The organism is Streptomyces sp. NPDC088732, assembly GCF_044751205.1.
In the GTDB taxonomy this organism is placed as follows: Bacteria; Actinomycetota; Actinomycetes; order Streptomycetales; family Streptomycetaceae; genus Actinacidiphila.
This window is the reverse complement of record NZ_JBIVLI010000010.1, coordinates 273,824-291,537: the sequence shown is the minus strand read 5'-3', so window position 1 is coordinate 291,537 and position 17,714 is coordinate 273,824. Positions and strand designations below refer to the sequence as shown.

General features: G+C 73.3%; 19 protein-coding genes. 12 read left to right on the top strand and 7 right to left on the bottom strand.

Annotation, left to right across the window (positions count from 1 at the left end):
• Positions 1 to 219 precede the first annotated feature (219 nt).
• The 5 genes from ACIP9H_RS19445 to ACIP9H_RS19425 all read left to right on the top strand — a co-directional run bounded on the left by ACIP9H_RS19445 (position 220) and on the right by ACIP9H_RS19425 (position 4,072).
• The gene (locus tag ACIP9H_RS19445; RefSeq protein WP_401587299.1) at positions 220 to 786 is read left to right on the top strand and encodes a hypothetical protein; all 567 of its coding nucleotides are present in this window, start codon (positions 220 to 222) and stop codon (positions 784 to 786) included.
• A 158-nt stretch (positions 787 to 944) separates the two neighbouring features.
• A complete protein-coding gene (locus tag ACIP9H_RS19440) occupies positions 945 to 1,682 on the top strand; it encodes a VOC family protein (RefSeq protein WP_401587297.1) in 738 nt (245 codons plus the stop codon).
• Positions 1,683 to 1,693: 11 nt separating this feature from the next.
• Positions 1,694 to 2,446: an SDR family NAD(P)-dependent oxidoreductase gene (locus tag ACIP9H_RS19435; RefSeq protein ID WP_401587294.1), complete on the top strand. Its 753-nt coding sequence runs from the start codon at positions 1,694 to 1,696 to the stop codon at positions 2,444 to 2,446.
• A gap of 104 nt (positions 2,447 to 2,550) precedes the next feature.
• Positions 2,551 to 3,126, top strand: coding sequence for a TetR/AcrR family transcriptional regulator (locus tag ACIP9H_RS19430; protein WP_401959902.1), 576 nt, complete (start codon positions 2,551 to 2,553; stop codon positions 3,124 to 3,126).
• Positions 3,127 to 3,271: 145 nt separating this feature from the next.
• On the top strand, positions 3,272 to 4,072 hold the full coding sequence (locus ACIP9H_RS19425) for an SDR family NAD(P)-dependent oxidoreductase (protein WP_401587289.1): 801 nt from the start codon (positions 3,272 to 3,274) through the stop codon (positions 4,070 to 4,072).
• 63 nt (positions 4,073 to 4,135) lie between these two features.
• Here ACIP9H_RS19425 and ACIP9H_RS19420 read toward each other — a convergent pair whose 3' ends face one another.
• Positions 4,136 to 4,978, bottom strand: coding sequence for a prephenate dehydratase (locus ACIP9H_RS19420; protein WP_401587287.1), 843 nt, complete (start codon positions 4,976 to 4,978; stop codon positions 4,136 to 4,138).
• 211 nt (positions 4,979 to 5,189) lie between these two features.
• Positions 5,190 to 5,891 carry an SDR family NAD(P)-dependent oxidoreductase gene (locus tag ACIP9H_RS19415; protein ID WP_401587284.1) on the bottom strand — a complete coding sequence of 234 codons (702 nt, stop codon included), beginning with the start codon at positions 5,889 to 5,891 and terminating at the stop codon, positions 5,190 to 5,192.
• A 210-nt stretch (positions 5,892 to 6,101) separates the two neighbouring features.
• Between ACIP9H_RS19415 and ACIP9H_RS19410 the strand changes: the two genes are divergently transcribed.
• Both ACIP9H_RS19410 and ACIP9H_RS19405 read left to right on the top strand, forming a co-directional pair.
• Complete coding sequence (locus ACIP9H_RS19410) at positions 6,102 to 6,992, top strand: helix-turn-helix domain-containing protein (protein WP_401587281.1); 891 nt, start codon at positions 6,102 to 6,104, stop codon at positions 6,990 to 6,992.
• A 40-nt stretch (positions 6,993 to 7,032) separates the two neighbouring features.
• Positions 7,033 to 9,045 (top strand): prolyl oligopeptidase family serine peptidase, encoded by a 2,013-nt coding sequence (locus tag ACIP9H_RS19405; RefSeq protein ID WP_401587279.1) that lies wholly within the window; start codon positions 7,033 to 7,035, stop codon positions 9,043 to 9,045.
• A 16-nt stretch (positions 9,046 to 9,061) separates the two neighbouring features.
• On the opposite strand, the gene ACIP9H_RS19400 is transcribed toward ACIP9H_RS19405, so the two are convergent.
• A complete protein-coding gene (locus ACIP9H_RS19400; RefSeq protein WP_401587276.1) occupies positions 9,062 to 9,625 on the bottom strand; it encodes a TetR/AcrR family transcriptional regulator in 564 nt (187 codons plus the stop codon).
• A 260-nt stretch (positions 9,626 to 9,885) separates the two neighbouring features.
• On the opposite strand from ACIP9H_RS19400, the gene ACIP9H_RS19395 reads away from it, so the two are divergent.
• Positions 9,886 to 10,287 (top strand): VOC family protein, encoded by a 402-nt coding sequence (locus tag ACIP9H_RS19395; RefSeq protein WP_401587273.1) that lies wholly within the window; start codon positions 9,886 to 9,888, stop codon positions 10,285 to 10,287.
• A 50-nt stretch (positions 10,288 to 10,337) separates the two neighbouring features.
• On the opposite strand, the gene ACIP9H_RS19390 is transcribed toward ACIP9H_RS19395, so the two are convergent.
• Both ACIP9H_RS19390 and ACIP9H_RS19385 read right to left on the bottom strand, forming a co-directional pair.
• The gene (locus ACIP9H_RS19390; protein WP_401587270.1) at positions 10,338 to 11,228 is read right to left on the bottom strand and encodes an alpha/beta fold hydrolase; all 891 of its coding nucleotides are present in this window, start codon (positions 11,226 to 11,228) and stop codon (positions 10,338 to 10,340) included.
• An 84-nt stretch (positions 11,229 to 11,312) separates the two neighbouring features.
• Positions 11,313 to 12,290: an RNA polymerase sigma factor gene (locus ACIP9H_RS19385; RefSeq protein ID WP_401587267.1), complete on the bottom strand. Its 978-nt coding sequence runs from the start codon at positions 12,288 to 12,290 to the stop codon at positions 11,313 to 11,315.
• 454 nt (positions 12,291 to 12,744) lie between these two features.
• Between ACIP9H_RS19385 and msrA the strand changes: the two genes are divergently transcribed.
• Both msrA and mug read left to right on the top strand, forming a co-directional pair.
• Positions 12,745 to 13,260 (top strand): peptide-methionine (S)-S-oxide reductase MsrA, encoded by a 516-nt coding sequence (gene msrA / locus ACIP9H_RS19380; RefSeq protein ID WP_401959898.1) that lies wholly within the window; start codon positions 12,745 to 12,747, stop codon positions 13,258 to 13,260.
• A gap of 106 nt (positions 13,261 to 13,366) precedes the next feature.
• Positions 13,367 to 13,933 (top strand): G/U mismatch-specific DNA glycosylase, encoded by a 567-nt coding sequence (mug, locus tag ACIP9H_RS19375; protein ID WP_401587263.1) that lies wholly within the window; start codon positions 13,367 to 13,369, stop codon positions 13,931 to 13,933.
• Between the two features lie 12 nt (positions 13,934 to 13,945).
• Here mug and ACIP9H_RS19370 read toward each other — a convergent pair whose 3' ends face one another.
• The gene (locus ACIP9H_RS19370) at positions 13,946 to 14,557 is read right to left on the bottom strand and encodes a hypothetical protein (RefSeq protein ID WP_401587260.1); all 612 of its coding nucleotides are present in this window, start codon (positions 14,555 to 14,557) and stop codon (positions 13,946 to 13,948) included.
• A gap of 259 nt (positions 14,558 to 14,816) precedes the next feature.
• A complete protein-coding gene (locus ACIP9H_RS19365; protein ID WP_401587257.1) occupies positions 14,817 to 15,383 on the bottom strand; it encodes a cysteine hydrolase family protein in 567 nt (188 codons plus the stop codon).
• A 313-nt stretch (positions 15,384 to 15,696) separates the two neighbouring features.
• Between ACIP9H_RS19365 and ACIP9H_RS19360 the strand changes: the two genes are divergently transcribed.
• On the top strand, positions 15,697 to 16,809 hold the full coding sequence (locus ACIP9H_RS19360; RefSeq protein WP_401587255.1) for a nitrous oxide reductase family maturation protein NosD: 1,113 nt from the start codon (positions 15,697 to 15,699) through the stop codon (positions 16,807 to 16,809).
• A gap of 114 nt (positions 16,810 to 16,923) precedes the next feature.
• A complete protein-coding gene (locus tag ACIP9H_RS19355; RefSeq protein ID WP_401587253.1) occupies positions 16,924 to 17,508 on the top strand; it encodes a CGNR zinc finger domain-containing protein in 585 nt (194 codons plus the stop codon).
• Positions 17,509 to 17,714 lie beyond the last annotated feature (206 nt).

Sequence of the window (17,714 nt, the reverse complement as noted above, 5' to 3'; positions counted from 1 at the left end):
CGACAACACCAAGCCCGAATCAGCCACTACAAACGACGCGGTCACACACCACCCGAAGCTGCCCACCCGTCACGACAAAGACCGTTGCAGTACTAATCTGGGTACCAGGCGGATCGCCGTGTCCCGTATGCTGCGCGCACTCCTCACGGGTACGGCGGCAAGGACGCCGGGCGCGCACGACACGGGGACGAAGGCACAGGGCCGAGGATGAGAGGGCGCATGGTCTTCATCACGCACACTGCTCGTGACATCGAGGCCACCGCTCGGGCGCTCCAGGACGAACTCGAGCGCCTGGAAGCCCAGCGGCACGGCCTGGAGCGGGAGTTGGCCGCCGTCGTCGCGCACCTCGGTTCCGTACGCAGGGCCCTCGGCGCCCTCCACAAGCTGATGCCCGCCGTTCCCTTCGACGGGATCACCGGTGACGTCGCCGCGGACGAGGGGCAGCGTTTCCCCCTCGCGGCCGAGGACTTCCAGGCGCCGGACGAGGACGCGGCAGCGGCGGTTGCGGACGAGGCCGCCGGAGCGGCGCCGTCACCCGTCGGCACCCGCGGCGACCGGTCCGGCGCGGCCGCCGTACCGGGCAACTACGGCAGGCTGACCGAGCAGATCCTGGAGTACCTGGCCACCACCGGCGGCGCCCAGGTGCGGGCCCGCGACGTCGCCGCCGCCCTGGGCCGCGACGCGAACGCGGGCAGCATCAACGCGGTACGCAGCACGCTGGACCGCCTCGTCGGCGCCTCCCGGGTACGGCGCACCGGGCGCGGTCTCTACCGAGCGGCTTCCTGAGCATTTCCCTCCACGACGGCGCAGTGCTCGTATGGAGCCAGTTGTCATGCACACGTCATATAGTTCGACAGTCAACGTCTTGCTTGTCAGTCAATGACAACTGTGTCTATAGTCGCCGCATGAGTCCGGGGCGCATCCGGACCGCAAGGAGCGCAGACATGAGCACCACCCCCACCCCCGGCAGGCCCTGCTGGGTCGAACTCGGGTCGCCCGACCCCGAGGCCGCCGCCGCCTTCTACGGCGCGCTCTTCGGCTGGGAGTTCGCGCGGGACACCCCGCAGGAGGGACACCGCACGGCCCTGCTCCAGGGGCGGCCGGTCGCCGGGCTACGGCCCGTGGGCGAGCCGGCACGGCCGGGCTGGACGACGTTCGTCGCCGTGCCCGATGCCGCCAGGACGGCCGGCGCGGTCGCCGCCGCCGGTGGCAGCGTGCTCCCGTCGCCCGGCGGGGACGACGTGCACGTCACCGATCCCGCCGGGGCGCGGTTCGCCCTCCGCGAGTCCGGCGCGCGGCAGACCGTCACGCCGGCCAGCGAACCCGGCACCTTCGCGTGGAGCGAGCTCGTCACCGACGACGCCGACGCGTCGGCCGCCTTCTACGGCTCCCTCTTCGCATGGGAGGCCGGCCCCGCCGAGGCACCGCTGGGCCGCCGGGCCTGGCACCTCGCGGACACGCAGGTCGCCCTGCTCCTTCCCCGGCCACCGGGGATGCCCGCGGAGCTCCCGCCGTACTGGGACGCGTATTTCACGGTCGCGGACGCGGCGGAGAGCGCGGCGCGCGCCTCGGACGCGGGCGGCACCGTGCTCATGGGGCCGACGGACACCGGCGCGGGCCGCATCGCGGTGCTGCTCGACCCGCAGGGCGCCGTCTTCACCGTCATCGCGCACCGGAGTTGAGGAGGACCGCCATGTCGTCCGTCACGGGAAGGGCCGGCATCGTCACGGGTGCCGGATCGGGGCTCGGCGAGGCGGCGGCCAAGCGCCTCGCCCGCGAGGGCGCACGGATCGTCGTGGCCGACGCGGACAGCGCCGGCGCCGCGCGTGTGGCCCGTGAGATCACTGCCGCGGGCGGCGAGGCCGTGCCCTTTGAAGCCGACGTCCGGGTCGTCGAGGACACCGAGCGAATGGTCGAGTTCACCGTCGCCGCGTACGGCCGGCTCGACATCGCCTTCAACAACGCGGGGGTCACGCCCCGGCTCGTCGACACCCACGAGATAGCCCCACCCGACTGGGCTCGCGTCATCGAGGTCAACCTGACCGGCGTCTTCCACAGCATGCGGGCGCAGTTGTCCCGCTTCCTCGCGCAGGGCGACGGTGGGGCGATCGTGAACATGGCGTCCACCGCCGGCGTCATGGCGCACGCCGGACGGGCGGCGTACGCGGCCTCCAAGCACGGCATCATCGGCCTGACGCGTTCCTCGGCCGTGGAGTACGCCGGGCGCGGCATCCGCGTCAACGCGGTCGCGCCGGGCCCGATCGACGCCCCTTCCGCCCGCGCGCTGCCGCCCGAGGTGCGTGCCGCGATCGCGGCGAAGACGGCGATGAACCGCACCGGTGGTGTGGAGGAGGTGGCCGCGGTCGTGGCGTTCCTCCTCTCCGACGAGGCGTCGTTCGTCACGGGCTCCGTCTACGAGGTCAACGGCGGGCAGACGCAGCTCTGACCCGGCATCGCCTGACAGGAATGTCGACGGGCGGCCGCATTGTCAGTGACCGATAGGCTGGGCCCATGGGCAGCGCGGACGCAGCACGATCGGGCCTTCGGGAGATGACGCGGCAGACGGTGCGGTCGCAGATCGCCGACCGCGCGATGGCGCTGTTCATCGAGCACGGCTTCGAGAAGACCACCATCGAGCAGATCGCGGCCGAGATCGGCATGTCCGGGCGGAGCGTCTCGCGCTACTTCGCCAGCAAGGAGGACATGGTCGTCGGGAATCTGACCGCCATCGGTCAGGGGATCGCCGACCGGCTGGCGGCACGGCCCGTGGACGAGCCCCTGTGGCAGGCGCTGCGGCACGCAGTGGACGGCCACGTGGACGCCCTGGACCGCGACCCCGACGGCAGGCTCCTGGCCACGTCGGTGATGCTCGCCGGGACGCCCGGGCTGCGCGGCGCGCTGGCGAAGAAGCAACTGGAGTGGCAGGAGCTGCTGGTCCCCCTCGTCGCGGCCCGACTCGACGGCGAGCGGCGGGAGTTGCGGGCCCGTGCCGTCACCACGGCCGTACTGGCCTGCCTCAACACGGCCGTCACCGCATGGACGGAGAGCGGCGGCACCGAGCGCGTCGGGGTCCTGCTCGACGTGACGCTGGAGGCCGTCCGGGCCGCCGCCGCCCAGCCGCGCTGACCCCTGCGCGGCATCCGCGTCGACGCGGTCGCGCCCTCGCCCGCACTCCGTGCGCCGAACCCGGAATAGGACGTCGCACATCCGTCTTAGATTATGGTGAGTATCTAAGGACGCGCTGGCGCGTCGACGAACGAGAGGGATCAGCATGTCCACAGCATCGGCCGGAACGGCACTCATCACGGGCGCGACCGCGGGCCTGGGCGCGGCCTACGCGGAGGAGCTGGCCGCACGGGGGTACGACATCGTCATGGTCGCCCGGGACCAGGCGCGGCTGGAGAAGGCCGCCGCGAGCCTGGCGGAGCGCTCAGGGCGCGAGGTCTCGGTCGTGAGCGCGGATCTCTCCACCACTGAGGGCATCAGGGCCGTCGAGGCCCGGCTGGCCTCCGACACGGCGATCGACATCCTGGTCAACAACGCGGGCAACGCGCTGTTCGGCCCGCTGTCCGCGGCGGATCCGGACCAGCTGGAGTCGCTGATCACGCTCAACCTGACGTCCGTCACCCGGATCGCGGCGGCCGCGGCCAAGGCCTTCGCCGGGCGCGGCGCGGGCTCGATCGTCAACATCTCGTCCGCGTTCGCGCTGAACACCCCGCCGGTCGCCGCGGTGTACGGCGCGGCCAAGGCGTACGCGATCACCTTCACCCAGGCGCTGGCCCAGGAGTTCGCCGACTCCGCGGTGCGGGTGCAGGTCGTGGTCCCGGGCGCGCTGGAGACGACGATCTGGGACGGCTCGGGCATCGAGCTGGACCAGCTGCCCAAGGAGGTCGTGATGTCCCCGCGCGACGCCGCCCGGGCGGGACTCGCCGGTCTCGACGCGGGCGAGCTGGTGACGATCCCCTCGCTGCCGGAGTACGGCACCTGGAAGGCGTACGACGAGGCCCGCATCGCGCTCGCCCCGGTGCTCTCGCGGTCGCAGCCGGCGGAGCGCTACGCCGCGCAGGCGTAGCGGCACAGCGGGCCCGGTGCCCCCCCGGCGGGGGGCACCGGGCCCGCGTGCGGAGCCGGTCGGTCAGGCGCCTTCGGCGGCGCGGTGGGCGTGCCCCGGGTACACGCCCATGAAGCGCACCTCCGAGGAGAAGAAGCGCAGCTCCTCCAGGGCCAGGGCGACCCTGCTCTCGTCGGGGTGGCCCTCGATCTCGATGTAGAAGCGGCTGGCCTTGAGCCCGGCGCCGACCTGGTAGCTCTCGATCTTGGTGATGTTGACGGCGTTGCTGGAGAAGCCGCCCAGCGCCTTGTACAGCGCGCTCGGGATGTTGCGCACCGAGAAGAAGAGGCTGGTCATCATCGGCTCACCGGTGACCTCGGGCAGCTGCGCGTCCCGTGACAGGACGACGAAGCGGGTGGTGTTGTCGTGGGTGTCCTCCACACCGCTCCGCAGCACCTTCAGCCCGTAGAGGGCGGCGGCGCCGGGCGGAGCGAGCGCGGCATGCCGCGGGTCGCCCAGCTCGGCGACCTCGCGCGCGGCACCGGCGGTGTCGTCGCTGACGAGGGTCTGCCAGCCGCCCTCGCGGATGATCTTCCGGCACTGACCCAGGGCGTGCACGTGGCTGCGGACGCACCGCACGTCGTCCAGCGACGCGCCCGCGACGCCCATCAGGTCGAAGCGGATGGGCAGGAAGTACTCGGCGATGATCGACAGACCGGAGTCCGGGAGCAGGTGGTGGACGTCGGCGACGCGGCCGGCGGCGGAGTTGTCCATGGGGATGACCGCGAGGTCCGCGGTACCCAGCGTCACCGCCTCCAGGGCCTGCTCGAAGGTCGTGCAGGGCAGGTCGCGGCTTCCGGGGTACAGGTCACGGGCCGCGGCGGCCGAGTTCGACCCCGGCTCTCCCTGGTAGGCGATGGTCACCATGTGCGTGTCGGTATCTCCGGCTCGGGGCTGGCCGCGACCGTCGGTCGGCGGCGCGTACGGGACCGGAACGGTTATGCGCCGCTTCGACCCACTCCTGGCATGTTACTGGGATCACCTGCGGAACCGTGCGGGCGGGCCGTCCCGGCGGGCCCGCGGCGGTAGGCCGGCCGGGCCCGCGGCGGTAGGCCGGCCGGGCCCGCGGGGCGGCAGGTCACCAGGGCAGCGGGCCGTTGCGGTCCGTGAAGGTGCCGGTGGGGCCGTCCCCGCCGATCGTGGCGAGCATCACGATCGCCTCGGCGCCCTGCTCGGGGCTCTGGATGCCCTCGCCGCTCAGGCCGTGCAGGTCGGTGGCGCTGAAGCCGGGCTCGACGGCGTTGACCCGCATGGTGGGCAGGCCCTTGGCGTACTGGACGGTCAGCATGTTCACCGCGGCCTTGGCGGAGGCGTAGACGGGCGTCACGAAGTGGGACTCGTGCCGCGCGGGGTCCTGGACCACGGTGAGGGAGCCGAGTCCGCTGCTGACGTTCACCACGACGGGGCTGTCCGACGCCCGGAGCAGCGGCAGGAAGGCATGCGTCACGCGCACCAGGCCGATGACGTTCACGTCGAAGACGTGGGTCATGTGGGCGGCCGTGGCCTGCTCGGCGTCGACCATGCCCTCGAAGACGCCCGCGTTGTTGACCAGGACGTCGAGGCGGCCCTCCTGGCGGCGCAGTTCCTCGGCCGCCGCGCCGACGGAGGCGTCGTCGGTGACGTCGAGCCGGACGAAGCGGGCACCGAGGTCCTCGGCGGCGGCCCGGCCCCGTGCGGTGTCGCGGGAGCCGATCCAGACGGTGTGCCCGAGCGCGATCAGCCGCCGGGCGGTCTCGCGGCCCAGGCCCTTGTTGCCGCCGGTGACGAGTGTGGTGGTCATGGTGGACTCCTCGATGGATGTCGGTGTGCTGTCGGGGGTGGAGGGCGGGTGCGGCCCCGCCGGGCCGGGCGGTCGCGCCGGCGGGGGTGCCCGCCGGGGTCCGGCCGACAACCACCCTGCGCGGACGCCGTACCGGACGGCAGTGCCCTCGTGTTCATGGGAGTGAGAGGGCCAGGCACACGGCGGCCCGCCGCGGTTACCGTCGACCGCATGGACGGTACGAACGCACTCGGCGACTTCCTGCGGGCGCGCCGGGGCCTGGTCCGGCCCGAGGAGGCCGGCATCACGCCGGTGGGACTGCGGCGGGTGAAGGGCCTGCGCCGGGAGGAGGTCGCGCTGCTTGCCGGCATCAGCTCGGACTACTACCTGCGGCTGGAGCAGGGCCGCGACCGCAATCCCTCGGCGCAGGTGCTCGCCTCGATCGCCCGGGTGCTGCGGCTGGACGACGACGCCACCGCCCATCTGCTGGCGCTGGCGCGGACCGGCGCGGCCGGCAGGGCGCGGGCCCGGTCCACGGCGCGCAAGCCGCGGCTGGAGCACATGCCGCCGAGCATCCGGCAGCTGATCGACGGCTGGCCGGTCCATCCGGCCTGGGTGCAGAACAGGTTCTTCGACGTCCTCGGGGCGAACGCGCTCGGCGCGGCCCTGTCCCCGAACAACACCCGCGGCGTCAACCTGCTGCGGGCCGCCTTCCTCGATCCGGCGGAGCGGGACCGGCGCAGGGACTGGGAGGCGGTGACACGGGAGGGCGTCGCGACGCTGCGCGCGCAGGCCGGCCCGGGGGCCGAGGACCCGCGGCTGAACGAGCTCGTCGGTGAACTCTCCCTGCGCAGCGAGCGCTTCCGCCAATTGTGGGGACGCCACGACGTACGGCCCCAGAAGGGCCACCTCACCCGGCTGACCCACCCCCTGGTGGGCGACCTGGATCTGCAGGCCGACAAAATGACCGTGGGCGGCACCGACGGTTTTGTCCTCGTTGTACTGCACGCGGAACCCGGCAGCCGGGACGAGGAACTCCTGCGTCTGCTCGGGAGCCTCGCCGTCTCGGGCAGCGACGACCGGCAGCCCGGGCGGGACCGTCCCGTGACCGGCGAATCCTGAGCGCCGGACCGCCCCGAACCACCCCTCCCGGAAGGACCCCATGACCGGCACCGCCACGCCGTACGGCGCCTGGCCGTCACCGCTCACCGCACGGATCGCGACCGCCGGCACGACCGCGGGGCAGGTGGCCTCGCCGTCGTACCCCGGACTCGTCGGGGACGAGGTGTGGTGGATCGAACCGCGCCCCGCGGAGGACGGCCGCTCGGCGCTCGTGCGGCGGCGTGCCGACGGCTCCGTCACGGACGTGCTGCCGGTGCCGTGGAACGTCCGGAGCCGCGTCATCGAGTACGGCGGCCGCCCGTGGGCGGCCACGACCGGCGCACGGGGCGCGTTCGCCGTCTTCGTGAACTTCGCCGACCAGCGGCTGTACGCGTACGAGCCCGGCGTCCCCGGCTCCCTGCCGCGCCCGCTGACCCCGCTCTCACCCGTCGGCGGCGGACTGCGCTGGTCCGAGCCGGAGATCGACCCCGGGGGCGGCGAAGTCCGCTGTGTGCTGGAGGAGTTCACCGGCGAAGGGCCCGGGGACGTGCGAAGGGCGCAGGCCGCGGTGCCGCTCGACGGATCTGCCGCCGAGGACCGTGCGGCGGTGCGCGAACTGTGGGACGACGGGCACCGCTTCGTCTCCGGCGCCCGCTGGTCCGCGGACGGGCGGCAGGCGATCTGGCTCGCCTGGGACCACCCGCACATGCCGTGGGACGCGGCGGAGCTGCGCATCGCCGACATCGGCCCGGACGGCACGGCCCGGAACGCCCGGACGCTCCTCGGCGGCCCCGGCGAGCCGGTCGCGCAGGCAGAGTGGGGGCCGGACGGCCGCATACTGGCCGCCTGGGAGCACACCGACTGGTGGAATCTGTACTCCGTCGACCCGGGGACCGGCGCCGCCCGCCCGCTGCGTCCGGCCGAGGAGGAGTTCGCCGGCTGCCAGCGGCTCGGCCTGCGCTGGTTCGCGCCGCTCGGCGACGGGCGGCTCGCCGTGCTGCACGGCGTCGGCGGGCAGCGCCTCGCGTTCCTGGACCCCGGGGACGGCGCGCTGACGGACGTGCCGGGGCCCTGGACCGAGTGGCTGCCGCACCTGGACACCGATGGGACGCGCGTCGTCGGGGTCGCGGGCGGCACCCGCACGCCCTACGAGGTCGTCGAGGTGGACACCGCCACGGCGACGGGCCGGACGACGGGCCCGGCACCCCGGCTGCCCGTGCCGGACGAGGTGTTCCCGGAACCGGTGGCGCGGGTCTTCACCGGACCGGACGGGCGCCGGGTGCACGCCCATGTCCACGCGCCCCGCGGCCCGTTGGCCCACGGCCCCGGCAACGAGCTGCCCCCGTACGTCGTGTGGGCGCACGGCGGTCCCGGGCTGCGGGCCCCGCTCACCCTCAACGCGGAGATCGCGTACTTCACCTCGCGCGGCATCGGCGTCGTCGACGTCAACTACGGCGGGACGCCCGGCTACGGGCGCGCCTACCGCGAGCGGCTGCGCGAGCAGTGGGGCGTGGTGGACGTCGAGGACTGCGCGGCCGTCGCCCGGGCGCTGGTCGAGGAAGGGACGGCCGACGCCGGGCGCCTCGCGATCCGCGGGCACAGCGCGGGCGGCTTCACCGCCGCGCTGTCCCTGGCGGTCACCGACATGTACGCGTGCGCTGCACTGTACTACCCGGTCCTGGACCTCCGGTCGCTCGCCGCGGGGCTCACGCACGACTTCGAGTCGCACTACCTCGACGCCCTGGTCGGCCCGATGCGGTCGGTCCCCGAGCGCTACGAGGAGCGTTCCCCGGCCTTCCGCACCGCCGAGATGACCGTGCCGTTCGTGCTCCTCCAGGGCACGGACGACGTCATCTGCCCGCCCGAGCAGAGCGCGGCGTTCCTGCGCGACCTGCAGGGGCGGTCCGTCCCCCACTCCCACCTCGTCTTCGAGGGGGAGGGCCACGGCTTCCGCCGGCAGAACACCATGGTGGCCGCGCTGGAGGCGGAACTGTCCCTGTACGGACGCGTCTTCGGATTCACGCCGCAGGGGATCGAGGGCCCGCCACCGGCGGACCCCACCGGCACGCGGTGACGGCCGCCGCGGGCCGCTACCCGCCGGCCGCCCCGGCGTCCGGCGTCGCGGCCTCGCGCACGGCCTGAAGGATCTCCTCCGACAGGGGCGATCCCGCGGTGGCCCGGGACAGGAGGATGCCCCCCACGAGCGTGGCCAGGCCCACCAGCCCGGCCTTCCCGGGAGCGACCCAGTCGGCCATGTCGCGGACCCCCGCGGTGTAGGCGGCACGCCACTCGGGTTCCCGGGCGGCGTCGCCGCCGAAACCGGCGGCGGGGCACCCGCTGCCGGGGGCGTCGCGGTGGTCCGTGGAGAGGTACATGGCGCGCAGCGCGGACACGGCCGCGTCGTGGCTGCCGCTGTCCGCCTCCAGTCCCGCCAGGTACTGGAGCATGTCCGCAAAGCCCTTGGCCTCGGCCTCCGCGACCAGGGCGTCCTTGGAGGCGAACTGCTTGTAGAAACCGCCCTGGGTCAGCCCGACCGCCTGCATGACGTCCGCGACGCTGACGTTCGCCACGCCGCGCTCGCGGAAGAGCCGGGAGGCGGCCTCGACCACGCGCTCCCGATTGGCCCGCGCCTCGGCCTGAGAGACCCTGCTCATGTCCGGTCCACCTCCTGCGGAACCTCCGGCGGCCCCTCGCACGTCCGGCGGGTGGCTGTGCCCGTTCCGGTACCGGCCGTCACCCGGCCGTCCTTGCGATGGTACGCGCCGTCATCGGGCGGTCCGGGGCCGCGGGCCCGCCCCCGGACCGCCGGCCCGCGCGGTGGCCACTAGGCTGGGGAGTACGGCATCGCGTGCCGGTCACCGGCCGGGTGAGGCATGGAGGTGCCCGTGAGATTGCCCATGGAGGCATTCCACACATGCCCGTCGAGTTGAACCACACCATCGTCCACGCCCGGGACAACCGGGAGTCCGCCGCTTTCCTCGCCCGCATCCTGGGCCTTGAAGTCGGCGCGGAGTGGGGGCCGTTCGTCCCGGTCGCCACGAGCAACGGGGTCACGCTCGACTTCGCCACCGTTCCCGCGGAGTCGATCGTCATGCAGCACTACGCGTTCCTCCTCCCCGACGAGGAGTTCGACGCCGCCTTCGCCCGCATCCGGGAGGCCGGCCTCACGTACTACGCCGATCCGCACATGAAGCAGCCGGGCGGGATCAACCACCACCACGGCGGACGCGGCCTGTACTTCCTCGACCCCGCGGGGCACGGAATGGAGATCATCACCCGCCCCTACGGCAGTCACCAGCAGGCGGACGGCGCCTGACGAACCCACCCTGCGGGCGGCCCGGCCGGGCCGCCCGCAGGGCTTCGCGCTCAGCCCGCCGTGACGAAGGCCGCGACGGCGTCCGCGAACTCCCCGGGCTGCTCCAGGTGCCCGAAGTGGCCGCTGTCCTCCAGGACCAGCAGTTCGGCGCCGGGGATCAGCTTCTGGAGTTCCTCCGCCCACCGCACACCGCAGATGACGTCGTGCCGCCCGACGACGACCAGGGCCGGCACCGTCAGCGAGCCCAGCGTGCCGCGGTCGTCGATCAGGTCCGGGGAGAGGTCGGCGTCCAGGCCGGAGATGTACCACCCGGTGACGGTGTCCCGCATCGCGGCGAACTCGCTCTCCCGGCCCCAGTAGTCGGCGAAGTACGCCGGCAGCAGCCCGCGGATCGCGGCCACCACGTCCTCGTCGGACGCCATGGAGGGCACCGACTGGAAGGCCTTCAGGACCTCCGGCAGACCGGGGTGCTCCGCGTGCCGGGTGGCGAACTCCTCGACCTTGCGCATCGCCTCGGCGCCATGCTCGGGTCCGGTGACGGGCGCGCTGTCGTACAGGACGATCCCGGCGATCCGCCCGGGGCGGTGCAAGGCGTGGTACTGGACGACGAAACCGCCGTGGGAGTGGCCCAGCAGGTGCACCGTGGGCACACCGAGGTGGTCGACGACCGCGTCGAGGTGCCTGCTGTAGAGCTCGCGCGTGTAGCCGTGCGGGTGCGTGGGCAGCCGGCCGGAGCCCCCGGTGCCGGCCGGTTCGACGTAGACCATCGTGAGCCGCCGCTCCAGCTCGGGCATGCGCAGGTACTCCCAGGCGATGCCGGGCCCGCCGGAGTGCGCCACGCACACCGGGCCGGTGCCGTGTACGTGGTAACGCTGGTCGACACCGTTCACGGTGATCGTGTGAGTGCCGGTGGCGAGCGGGCCGGCGGTGGGTGCGTTCATCGCGGTTCCCATCGGTGAGGGGGTGAGGACACCGACAGGACGCGGGCGGGGGGAAGGAGTTCGGTCACGGCGGTGTGACCTCGGTCACGCCGCCGCGGCAAGGGGTGGAAGAGGCGGAAGGGGCACCCGCGGCTGGTGGAAGAGGCGCAGCCGCTCCACGCGGCCGCCATCGAGGGTCATGATCCAGGCGACCGCGGGCGGGCAGTGCTCGGGGTCGTCCGGCGGATTGATCAGATCCATCTCCCAGACGGTGAGCCCCTTGCCCGCGGCCACGTGCACGGGGCGCTGCCGCACCCCGGCGATCAGGTCGCACTCCATCCCGAGCAGGAGCGTCTCGGTGCCGCCCAGCCGGGTGTCGCCCTGCATCAGCGCGGCGGCCGGGCTCCACCGCTCGGCGAGCACCTTGCGGAAGTCGCCGCGCTCGGCGGCCGCCAGCGTGTCGTGGGCGTCCTCCCAGCTGGCCGACGTGCGCCGCGCGGCGTCGCTGTGGGCGCCCGCCGCCGTCGCGGCCAGCGCCTCGGCGAGCTTGGCCCGCCCCTGGCTGAGCCGGCTGCGGATCGTCCCCACGGGCACGGCGCAGGCCCGGGCGATCTCCTCGTACGAGGTGACACGCGAGCTGAAGTGCCGCAGGACCATCGGTACGCGCAGGGTCGGGGACAGTTCCTCCAGCGCCTCCCAGACCCAGTCGCGCAGCGCGTGGCGCTCCAGGACCTCCTCGGGGCCGGGGCCCGCGGCGACGCGGGTGAGGTCGTCGAGGGGCACGGTGCGCGAGGACGCCCGCAGGAGGCTTCGGCAGGCGTTGCGCACGATCATGCGCAGCCACGCGCCGACGGCCGCCGGGTCGCGCACGTCGCCGATGCGGCGCAGGGCGGTCAGCGCCGCGTTCTGGACGGCGTCGTCGGCGTCGGGCCCGGGGCCCAGGATGCTGAGCGCGACCGCACGCATGCCGGGCCGGTGGGCCTCCAGCAGCAGCCCCAGGGCGACGATGTCGCCGGCCTGCGCGGCACGCGTCAGGGCCACGTTGCCGCCGGGGTCCGTCGTCGGGGAGGGGTCACGCCTCATGCCGCACCTTCCTGCACCCGAGGGCAGGACGTGACGGCCTCCGCCCCGCGGGCACTCACACACCAAGGGCACCACACCGGGCGTCCGCATCGGCGAACCGGTCGCCCGCGTCCCGGCTGCCGGGGAAGGGTGCGGGACGGGGAGCGCGGGCGGGTGCCGCACCGCGAGCACCGACGGTAACACGGCTCGTCCTGCCGGAGATCACGAAGACCGGCGGACCCGCCTCCGGCGCCCGCGCGGACCGCCCTGCGCACGACGGCGGGCGAGGGCCGGGCCCCCGCCGTCGCCCGTGCGACCCGCGAGGGCCAATACTGGGAGGCGACCGGCGGGCCGGGACCCGTGACCTGCGGCTGGCCGCGAGGAGAGCCCGCACAGAAGCGGCGGGAATCCCCGGCGGCCGCGTTCCGTTGCTTGCATAGCGGGAAACGGACACGACGACAAGGAAGGACCGACCATGACCGCGCCGACGAGCAACAAGGCCACCCTGGCGGGTGGCTGTTTTTGGGGCATGCAGGACTTGATCCGCAAGCAGCCCGGCGTGATTTCGACGCGGGTCGGGTACACCGGCGGCGACGTGCCCAACGCCACCTACCGCAACCACGGGACGCACGCGGAGGCGATCGAGATCGCCTACGACCCCGCGGAGACCGACTACCGGGCGCTCCTGGAGTTCTTCTTCCAGATCCACGACCCGACGACGAAGAACCGCCAGGGCAACGACATCGGCCTGAGCTACCGCTCGGCGATCTACTACGCCGACGACGAGCAGAAGCGGGTCGCCGAGGACACCATCGGGGACGTCGAGGCGTCCGGGCTGTGGCCGGGCAAGGTCGTCACCGAGGTCGAGCCCGTGGGTCCGTTCTGGGAGGCCGAGCCCGAGCACCAGGACTACCTGGAGCGCTACCCCGAGGGGTACACCTGCCACTTCCCGCGCCCGGGCTGGAAGCTCCCGGCCCGCGCCAAGGGCTGACCCCGGCACGACGGACACGGCCCTTCCCCTCCCGGGGCGGGGCCGTACCCGTACGCCCGCGCAGGGTTACCAGTCACGCGGATGCAGACCAGCACAGGGAGGACACATGGCGGACGTTCCCGCCCCGGCCCGCGCGGGCCGGCTGACGGACCTGATCGCCGACGACCTGCCGCTGCTGCTGGTGGGCATCAATCCCGGCCTGTCCTCGGCCAGGGCGGGACACCACTTCGCCACCCCGGGCAGCCGGCTGTGGCCGGCGCTCCACCGGGCCGGCTTCACCCCGCGGCGGCTCACCGGCCAGGAGGACGCCGAGCTGCTGCGGTACGGCGTCGGCATCACGTGCATCGTGCGCCGGCCGACCGTCCGGGCGGCCGAGCTGTCCCGGGACGAGCTGGTGGCCGGCGGGCGGACGCTGCGCCGCCGGGTGCGCGCCCGCCGCCCGGTGTGGCTGGCCCTGCTGGGCGTCACCGGCTACCGCGCGGCGTTCGGTGTGCCCGACGCCGTGGTGGGCCCGCAGGAGGAGACGATCGGCGGGACCCGGATCTGGGTGCTGCCCAACCCCAGCGGGCTGAACGCCCATTACCCGCCCGCGGCCCTCGCCAGGGAGTTCACCCGGCTGCGGGTGGCCACCGGGATGCCGGACCTGTCCGGCATCCCGGGCGGCGCCCCGTGAGCGGCGGAGCCGTCAGAGGCGGGTGGCCACCGTACGCGCCAGCTCCGTCAGCGGCTGGTCCTCGTGCTGGGAGTCCTCGGTGCGCACCAGCCGGATCGAGACCCACTGCTCGCCGACGCGCAGGAAGACCGAACCGTCCTCCAGGTACGCCTCGTCGCCCACGTCCTTGAGCGGCTTCAGCCTGTCGCCGTGGATCTGGTGCTCGGCGTCGTAGTAGTTCTTGCCGGACTCGCCCACGAACACCTCGACCTGCCCGGTCGGGCCGCTGGGCGGAGCGGTGTAGGTGCAGGTGTCCCCGATGGCCCTTCCGGGGTCCAGCGACATGCCCGCGAGCTGGTCGGCCTCCGTCTGGTTCACCAGGGCACACGGGTCGTCCGCCGCCGAGCCGGCCGAGGAAGTGGCCGAGGACGACGCGGGCGCGGACGACTGCCCGTCCGGCTGCGCCGTGCCGGGGGCCGCCTCGCCCCCTGCGGTCGCGCTCCCGGCGGGCGCGCTCGCCTTGTCGCCGGCGTCCGACGCCGGGTCCTGGCATCCCGCGAGCGCCAGCACCAGCAGCGCCGCGACGGGCGCCCCGAGCAGCGCCGTCCGCGCTCGACCGCGGTTACGGGTACGGGTGTTCACCATCGGTTCGATCCCCCCAAGCTTTCGTTGTACGTCCCCGCCCGGCACGATGCCCCGCGCAGGTGAACCTACAGACGTACGGAATCGGCCATTTGGTTTCGGACGAATTGAAAGCGTGCGTCAGGGTCGTACGGGCGGCGCGCGAAACGCCTTTCCCGCCCCGCGGAAGGTGACACTCCGTACGGTTCGGCGCATGAGGTTCCCGCGCGGGGACGGCGGACGGGCCCCGCACGGACCCCGCGCCGCCTCCCGCCCGGCCCGCTCAGTCCTCGGCCACCGCCGCGAAGCTGACGTCCGCCGTGTCGACCGTCCCGCCGCGGCGGCCGGGGGCGCTCTGCCACTTCCAGTACATGTTGGTGTGCGCGACGACCTGCTCCGGGGTGGGTGCCCCGTACGCGGAGAGGTCCTCCGTGGTGTGCGCGTCGCCGACCAGCGTCACGTCGTATCCGCGGACGAGGCCGCCGTGCAGCGTCGAGCGGATGCACGCGTCGGTCTGGGCGCCGGTGACGACGAGCCTTCCGACGCCGCGCTCGGCGAGCAGGGTCTCCAGCTCCGTGTCCTCGAAGGAGTCGCCGTACCTCTTGTGGACGAGGGGCTCGGCCTCCGCCCGGACCAGTTCCGGCACGTACTGCCAGGGCTCGCTGTCGCGCTTGAGGCCGTCGTCGGAGTGCTGGACCCAGATGACGGGCACGTCCTGCGAGCGCGCCGCGCCGATCAGGGTGTTGATGTTGGCGATCACCTCGTCGCGCCGGTGGGCGCCGTCCACCACACCGTTCTGGACGTCGATGACGAGGAGCGCGCTGTTCGGCCGATCGGGCAGGGTCGTCATGGGGAGACCTCGGTTTCTCGTCGCGGATGTGTGCCGCCCCTCACCCTAGGGCGGGGCACTGACAACGGCCCCGGACCGCGGGGCGCCCGCGGGGCAAGTCGGCTTCTCCCGCTGCGGCCTGACGGACCGGCTCCCGGGCACGCGGCACCTTCCGCCCGGCCCCGGAACCCGGTCGCGATCCGCCCCGGGACCGGAGTCGTCCCCGTCCGGCGGCCGGTACTGCGCGGACCCTCTCCAGTGGCGGGGCTCCATAACCCTCCATAGCGTCTCTTTTCGACGGCTCCCCCAGGTCAGCGGAAAGCAGGTACATGTCATGAAGCATCCTCGGTCCCACCGGGCCGTCGTGGTCACGGCAACCGCGGCGGCGCTCGCCGTGGGCGCGGTCGGCTGCGGAAACGGCAGCAGCGGCGGCACCACCACCGGCAGCGACATGCAGAAGGTGAGTGCCCACACCGTCCACCCGGGGGAATCGATCCAGGCGGCGGTGGACAACGCGGCGCCCGGGGACGTCATCGACATCGAGGCCGGCACCTACAACGGGAGCGTGCAGATCACCACGCCGCGGCTCACGCTGCGCGGCGCCGGCACGGCCACCGTGATCATGCCGAGCAAGACCGGCAAGGAGAACGCCTGCGCCAAGGCCGGCGAGGGCCTGTGCGTCACCGGCACGGCGAAGAAGAAGGTCACCGACGTGCGGCTGGAGTCGCTGACGGTGACCGGGTTCAAGACGAACGGCATCCACGCGACGCAGGCCGACGGCTTCCAGGCGGTGAAGGTGACCTCCCGGGACAACAAGCAGCAGGGCATCCTGCTCGAGAAGTCCGTCCGCGGGCAGTTCACCGGCAACACCGCCACGAACAACGGCGAGTCCGGGATCTTCCTCGCCAACTCCATGGACACCGAGGGCGGCGCCCTCGACACCAAGGGCGCGCTCGTCAAGGACAACACCCTCAACGGGAACCGGTTCGGTCTCACCCTGCGCCGGGTCCGCAACCTCTCCGTCGAGCAGAACAAGATCGGCGCCAACTGCGGCGGCATCTTCGTCGTGGGTGACGAGGGAGTCCCGCGCGGCGGCGCGCTCACGGTCAGCCACAACACCGTCACCAAGAACAACAAGTACTGCCCGGCAAGCACCCGCCTGCCCTTCATCCAGGGCACCGGCATCCTGCTCACCGGCGTGGAGAAGACCGTCGTGAAGGACAACGACGTGCGCGACAACAGCGGCAAGTCGCCCATGTCCGGAGGCATCGTGCTCTTCAAGAGCGTGGTGGGCAAGGCCAGCACCGGCAACACCATCCAGAACAACACCGTGCGCGGCAACAAGCCGGCCGACCTCGCCAACCGCGACACGGCGGGCACCGGCAACACCTTCGCCGACAACCAGTCCGACACCTCCGAGCCGCGGGAACTGCAGGCGATGCACTGACCCCGCGACCGCCCGGGCGGCGCGCGACCCCGCGGTGACGGGGCTCGCGCGCCGCCCGTCGCCGTGCCTGTAAGGGCATCGACCGGAATGACCATGTCGGTGTACCCTGACGCCATGGCCACCAGGACGCCGCGCGCAGCCACCCGGGAAGACTCCGTGCCCGAGAGCGCCGCCGCCCTGGTCGACCTGCTGAACTCGCGCCCCTACGCGGGCATGCCCGACAAGCTCGACACGCCCGGGTCCGCCACGAGTGTGCTGCGCCCCTTCGGGCAGGAGGACGAGGCACCTTCCGCGCGGCGCGTGGAGCTGGTCCGCGCCGTGCGCGACGACCTGCTCGCCCTGGCCGAGCGCAACGACCCCGACGACTCCGCCGGCGACTGGGCGGCCTTCTCCGGGCGCGTGGCCTCCGTCACCTTCCAGCAGGACTTCTCCCTGCCCGGCTCCGTGTCCATGCGGCAGACCTCCGGCGACCCCGTGGTCGGCCGGATCACGCTGGCCGTCGCCGAACTCGTCGGCGCCGGCGCCTGGACGCGGCTGCGCCTGTGCGCCAGCGAGATCTGCCGCGAGGTGTTCTACGACACCAGCCGCAGCCGGACGCGGCGCTGGCACTCGTACGAGGTGTGCGGCAACCGCGCCAATGTCGCGGCGTACCGGGAGCGCGGCAGCACGTCCGCCCCGGCGGGCGACAGCGCCCGCTGACCGCCCCTCCCCCGCCGCGGCCTTCTGTGCCGTGCCCGTGACTCCCGCGGCTCAGCCGTTGCGCGCGGACATGGGCTAAATCCAATAGACCTTTACACCGCTACCTTCGCGATGTTAGCGTCGTAAGCGTCATCAGATGAATGGCGCTTACCTTCCGTGTACGCCGCGCGCCCGAAGCAGGGCTCCGCGCGACCGCAGGCGCCACG

Bases quoted from the DNA above. Each gene is read 5' to 3' on its own strand.
- msrA (WP_401959898.1), top strand. From the start codon at position 12,745: ATGACCGCGCCGACGAGCAACAAGGCCACCCTGGCGGGTGGCTGTTTT.
- ACIP9H_RS19425 (WP_401587289.1), top strand. From the start codon at position 3,272: ATGTCCACAGCATCGGCCGGAACGGCACTCATCACGGGCGCGACCGCG.
- ACIP9H_RS19410 (WP_401587281.1), top strand. From the start codon at position 6,102: ATGGACGGTACGAACGCACTCGGCGACTTCCTGCGGGCGCGCCGGGGC.
- ACIP9H_RS19405 (WP_401587279.1), top strand. From the start codon at position 7,033: ATGACCGGCACCGCCACGCCGTACGGCGCCTGGCCGTCACCGCTCACC.
- ACIP9H_RS19440 (WP_401587297.1), top strand. From the start codon at position 945: ATGAGCACCACCCCCACCCCCGGCAGGCCCTGCTGGGTCGAACTCGGG.
- ACIP9H_RS19430 (WP_401959902.1), top strand. From the start codon at position 2,551: ATGACGCGGCAGACGGTGCGGTCGCAGATCGCCGACCGCGCGATGGCG.
- ACIP9H_RS19420 (WP_401587287.1), bottom strand. From the start codon at position 4,978: ATGGTGACCATCGCCTACCAGGGAGAGCCGGGGTCGAACTCGGCCGCC.
- mug (WP_401587263.1), top strand. From the start codon at position 13,367: ATGGCGGACGTTCCCGCCCCGGCCCGCGCGGGCCGGCTGACGGACCTG.
- ACIP9H_RS19445 (WP_401587299.1), top strand. From the start codon at position 220: ATGGTCTTCATCACGCACACTGCTCGTGACATCGAGGCCACCGCTCGG.
- ACIP9H_RS19390 (WP_401587270.1), bottom strand. From the start codon at position 11,228: ATGAACGCACCCACCGCCGGCCCGCTCGCCACCGGCACTCACACGATC.
- ACIP9H_RS19395 (WP_401587273.1), top strand. From the start codon at position 9,886: ATGCCCGTCGAGTTGAACCACACCATCGTCCACGCCCGGGACAACCGG.
- ACIP9H_RS19415 (WP_401587284.1), bottom strand. From the start codon at position 5,891: ATGACCACCACACTCGTCACCGGCGGCAACAAGGGCCTGGGCCGCGAG.
- ACIP9H_RS19435 (WP_401587294.1), top strand. From the start codon at position 1,694: ATGTCGTCCGTCACGGGAAGGGCCGGCATCGTCACGGGTGCCGGATCG.
- ACIP9H_RS19370 (WP_401587260.1), bottom strand. From the start codon at position 14,557: ATGGTGAACACCCGTACCCGTAACCGCGGTCGAGCGCGGACGGCGCTG.
- ACIP9H_RS19400 (WP_401587276.1), bottom strand. From the start codon at position 9,625: ATGAGCAGGGTCTCTCAGGCCGAGGCGCGGGCCAATCGGGAGCGCGTG.
- ACIP9H_RS19355 (WP_401587253.1), top strand. From the start codon at position 16,924: ATGGCCACCAGGACGCCGCGCGCAGCCACCCGGGAAGACTCCGTGCCC.
- ACIP9H_RS19385 (WP_401587267.1), bottom strand. From the start codon at position 12,290: ATGAGGCGTGACCCCTCCCCGACGACGGACCCCGGCGGCAACGTGGCC.
- ACIP9H_RS19360 (WP_401587255.1), top strand. From the start codon at position 15,697: ATGAAGCATCCTCGGTCCCACCGGGCCGTCGTGGTCACGGCAACCGCG.
- ACIP9H_RS19365 (WP_401587257.1), bottom strand. From the start codon at position 15,383: ATGACGACCCTGCCCGATCGGCCGAACAGCGCGCTCCTCGTCATCGAC.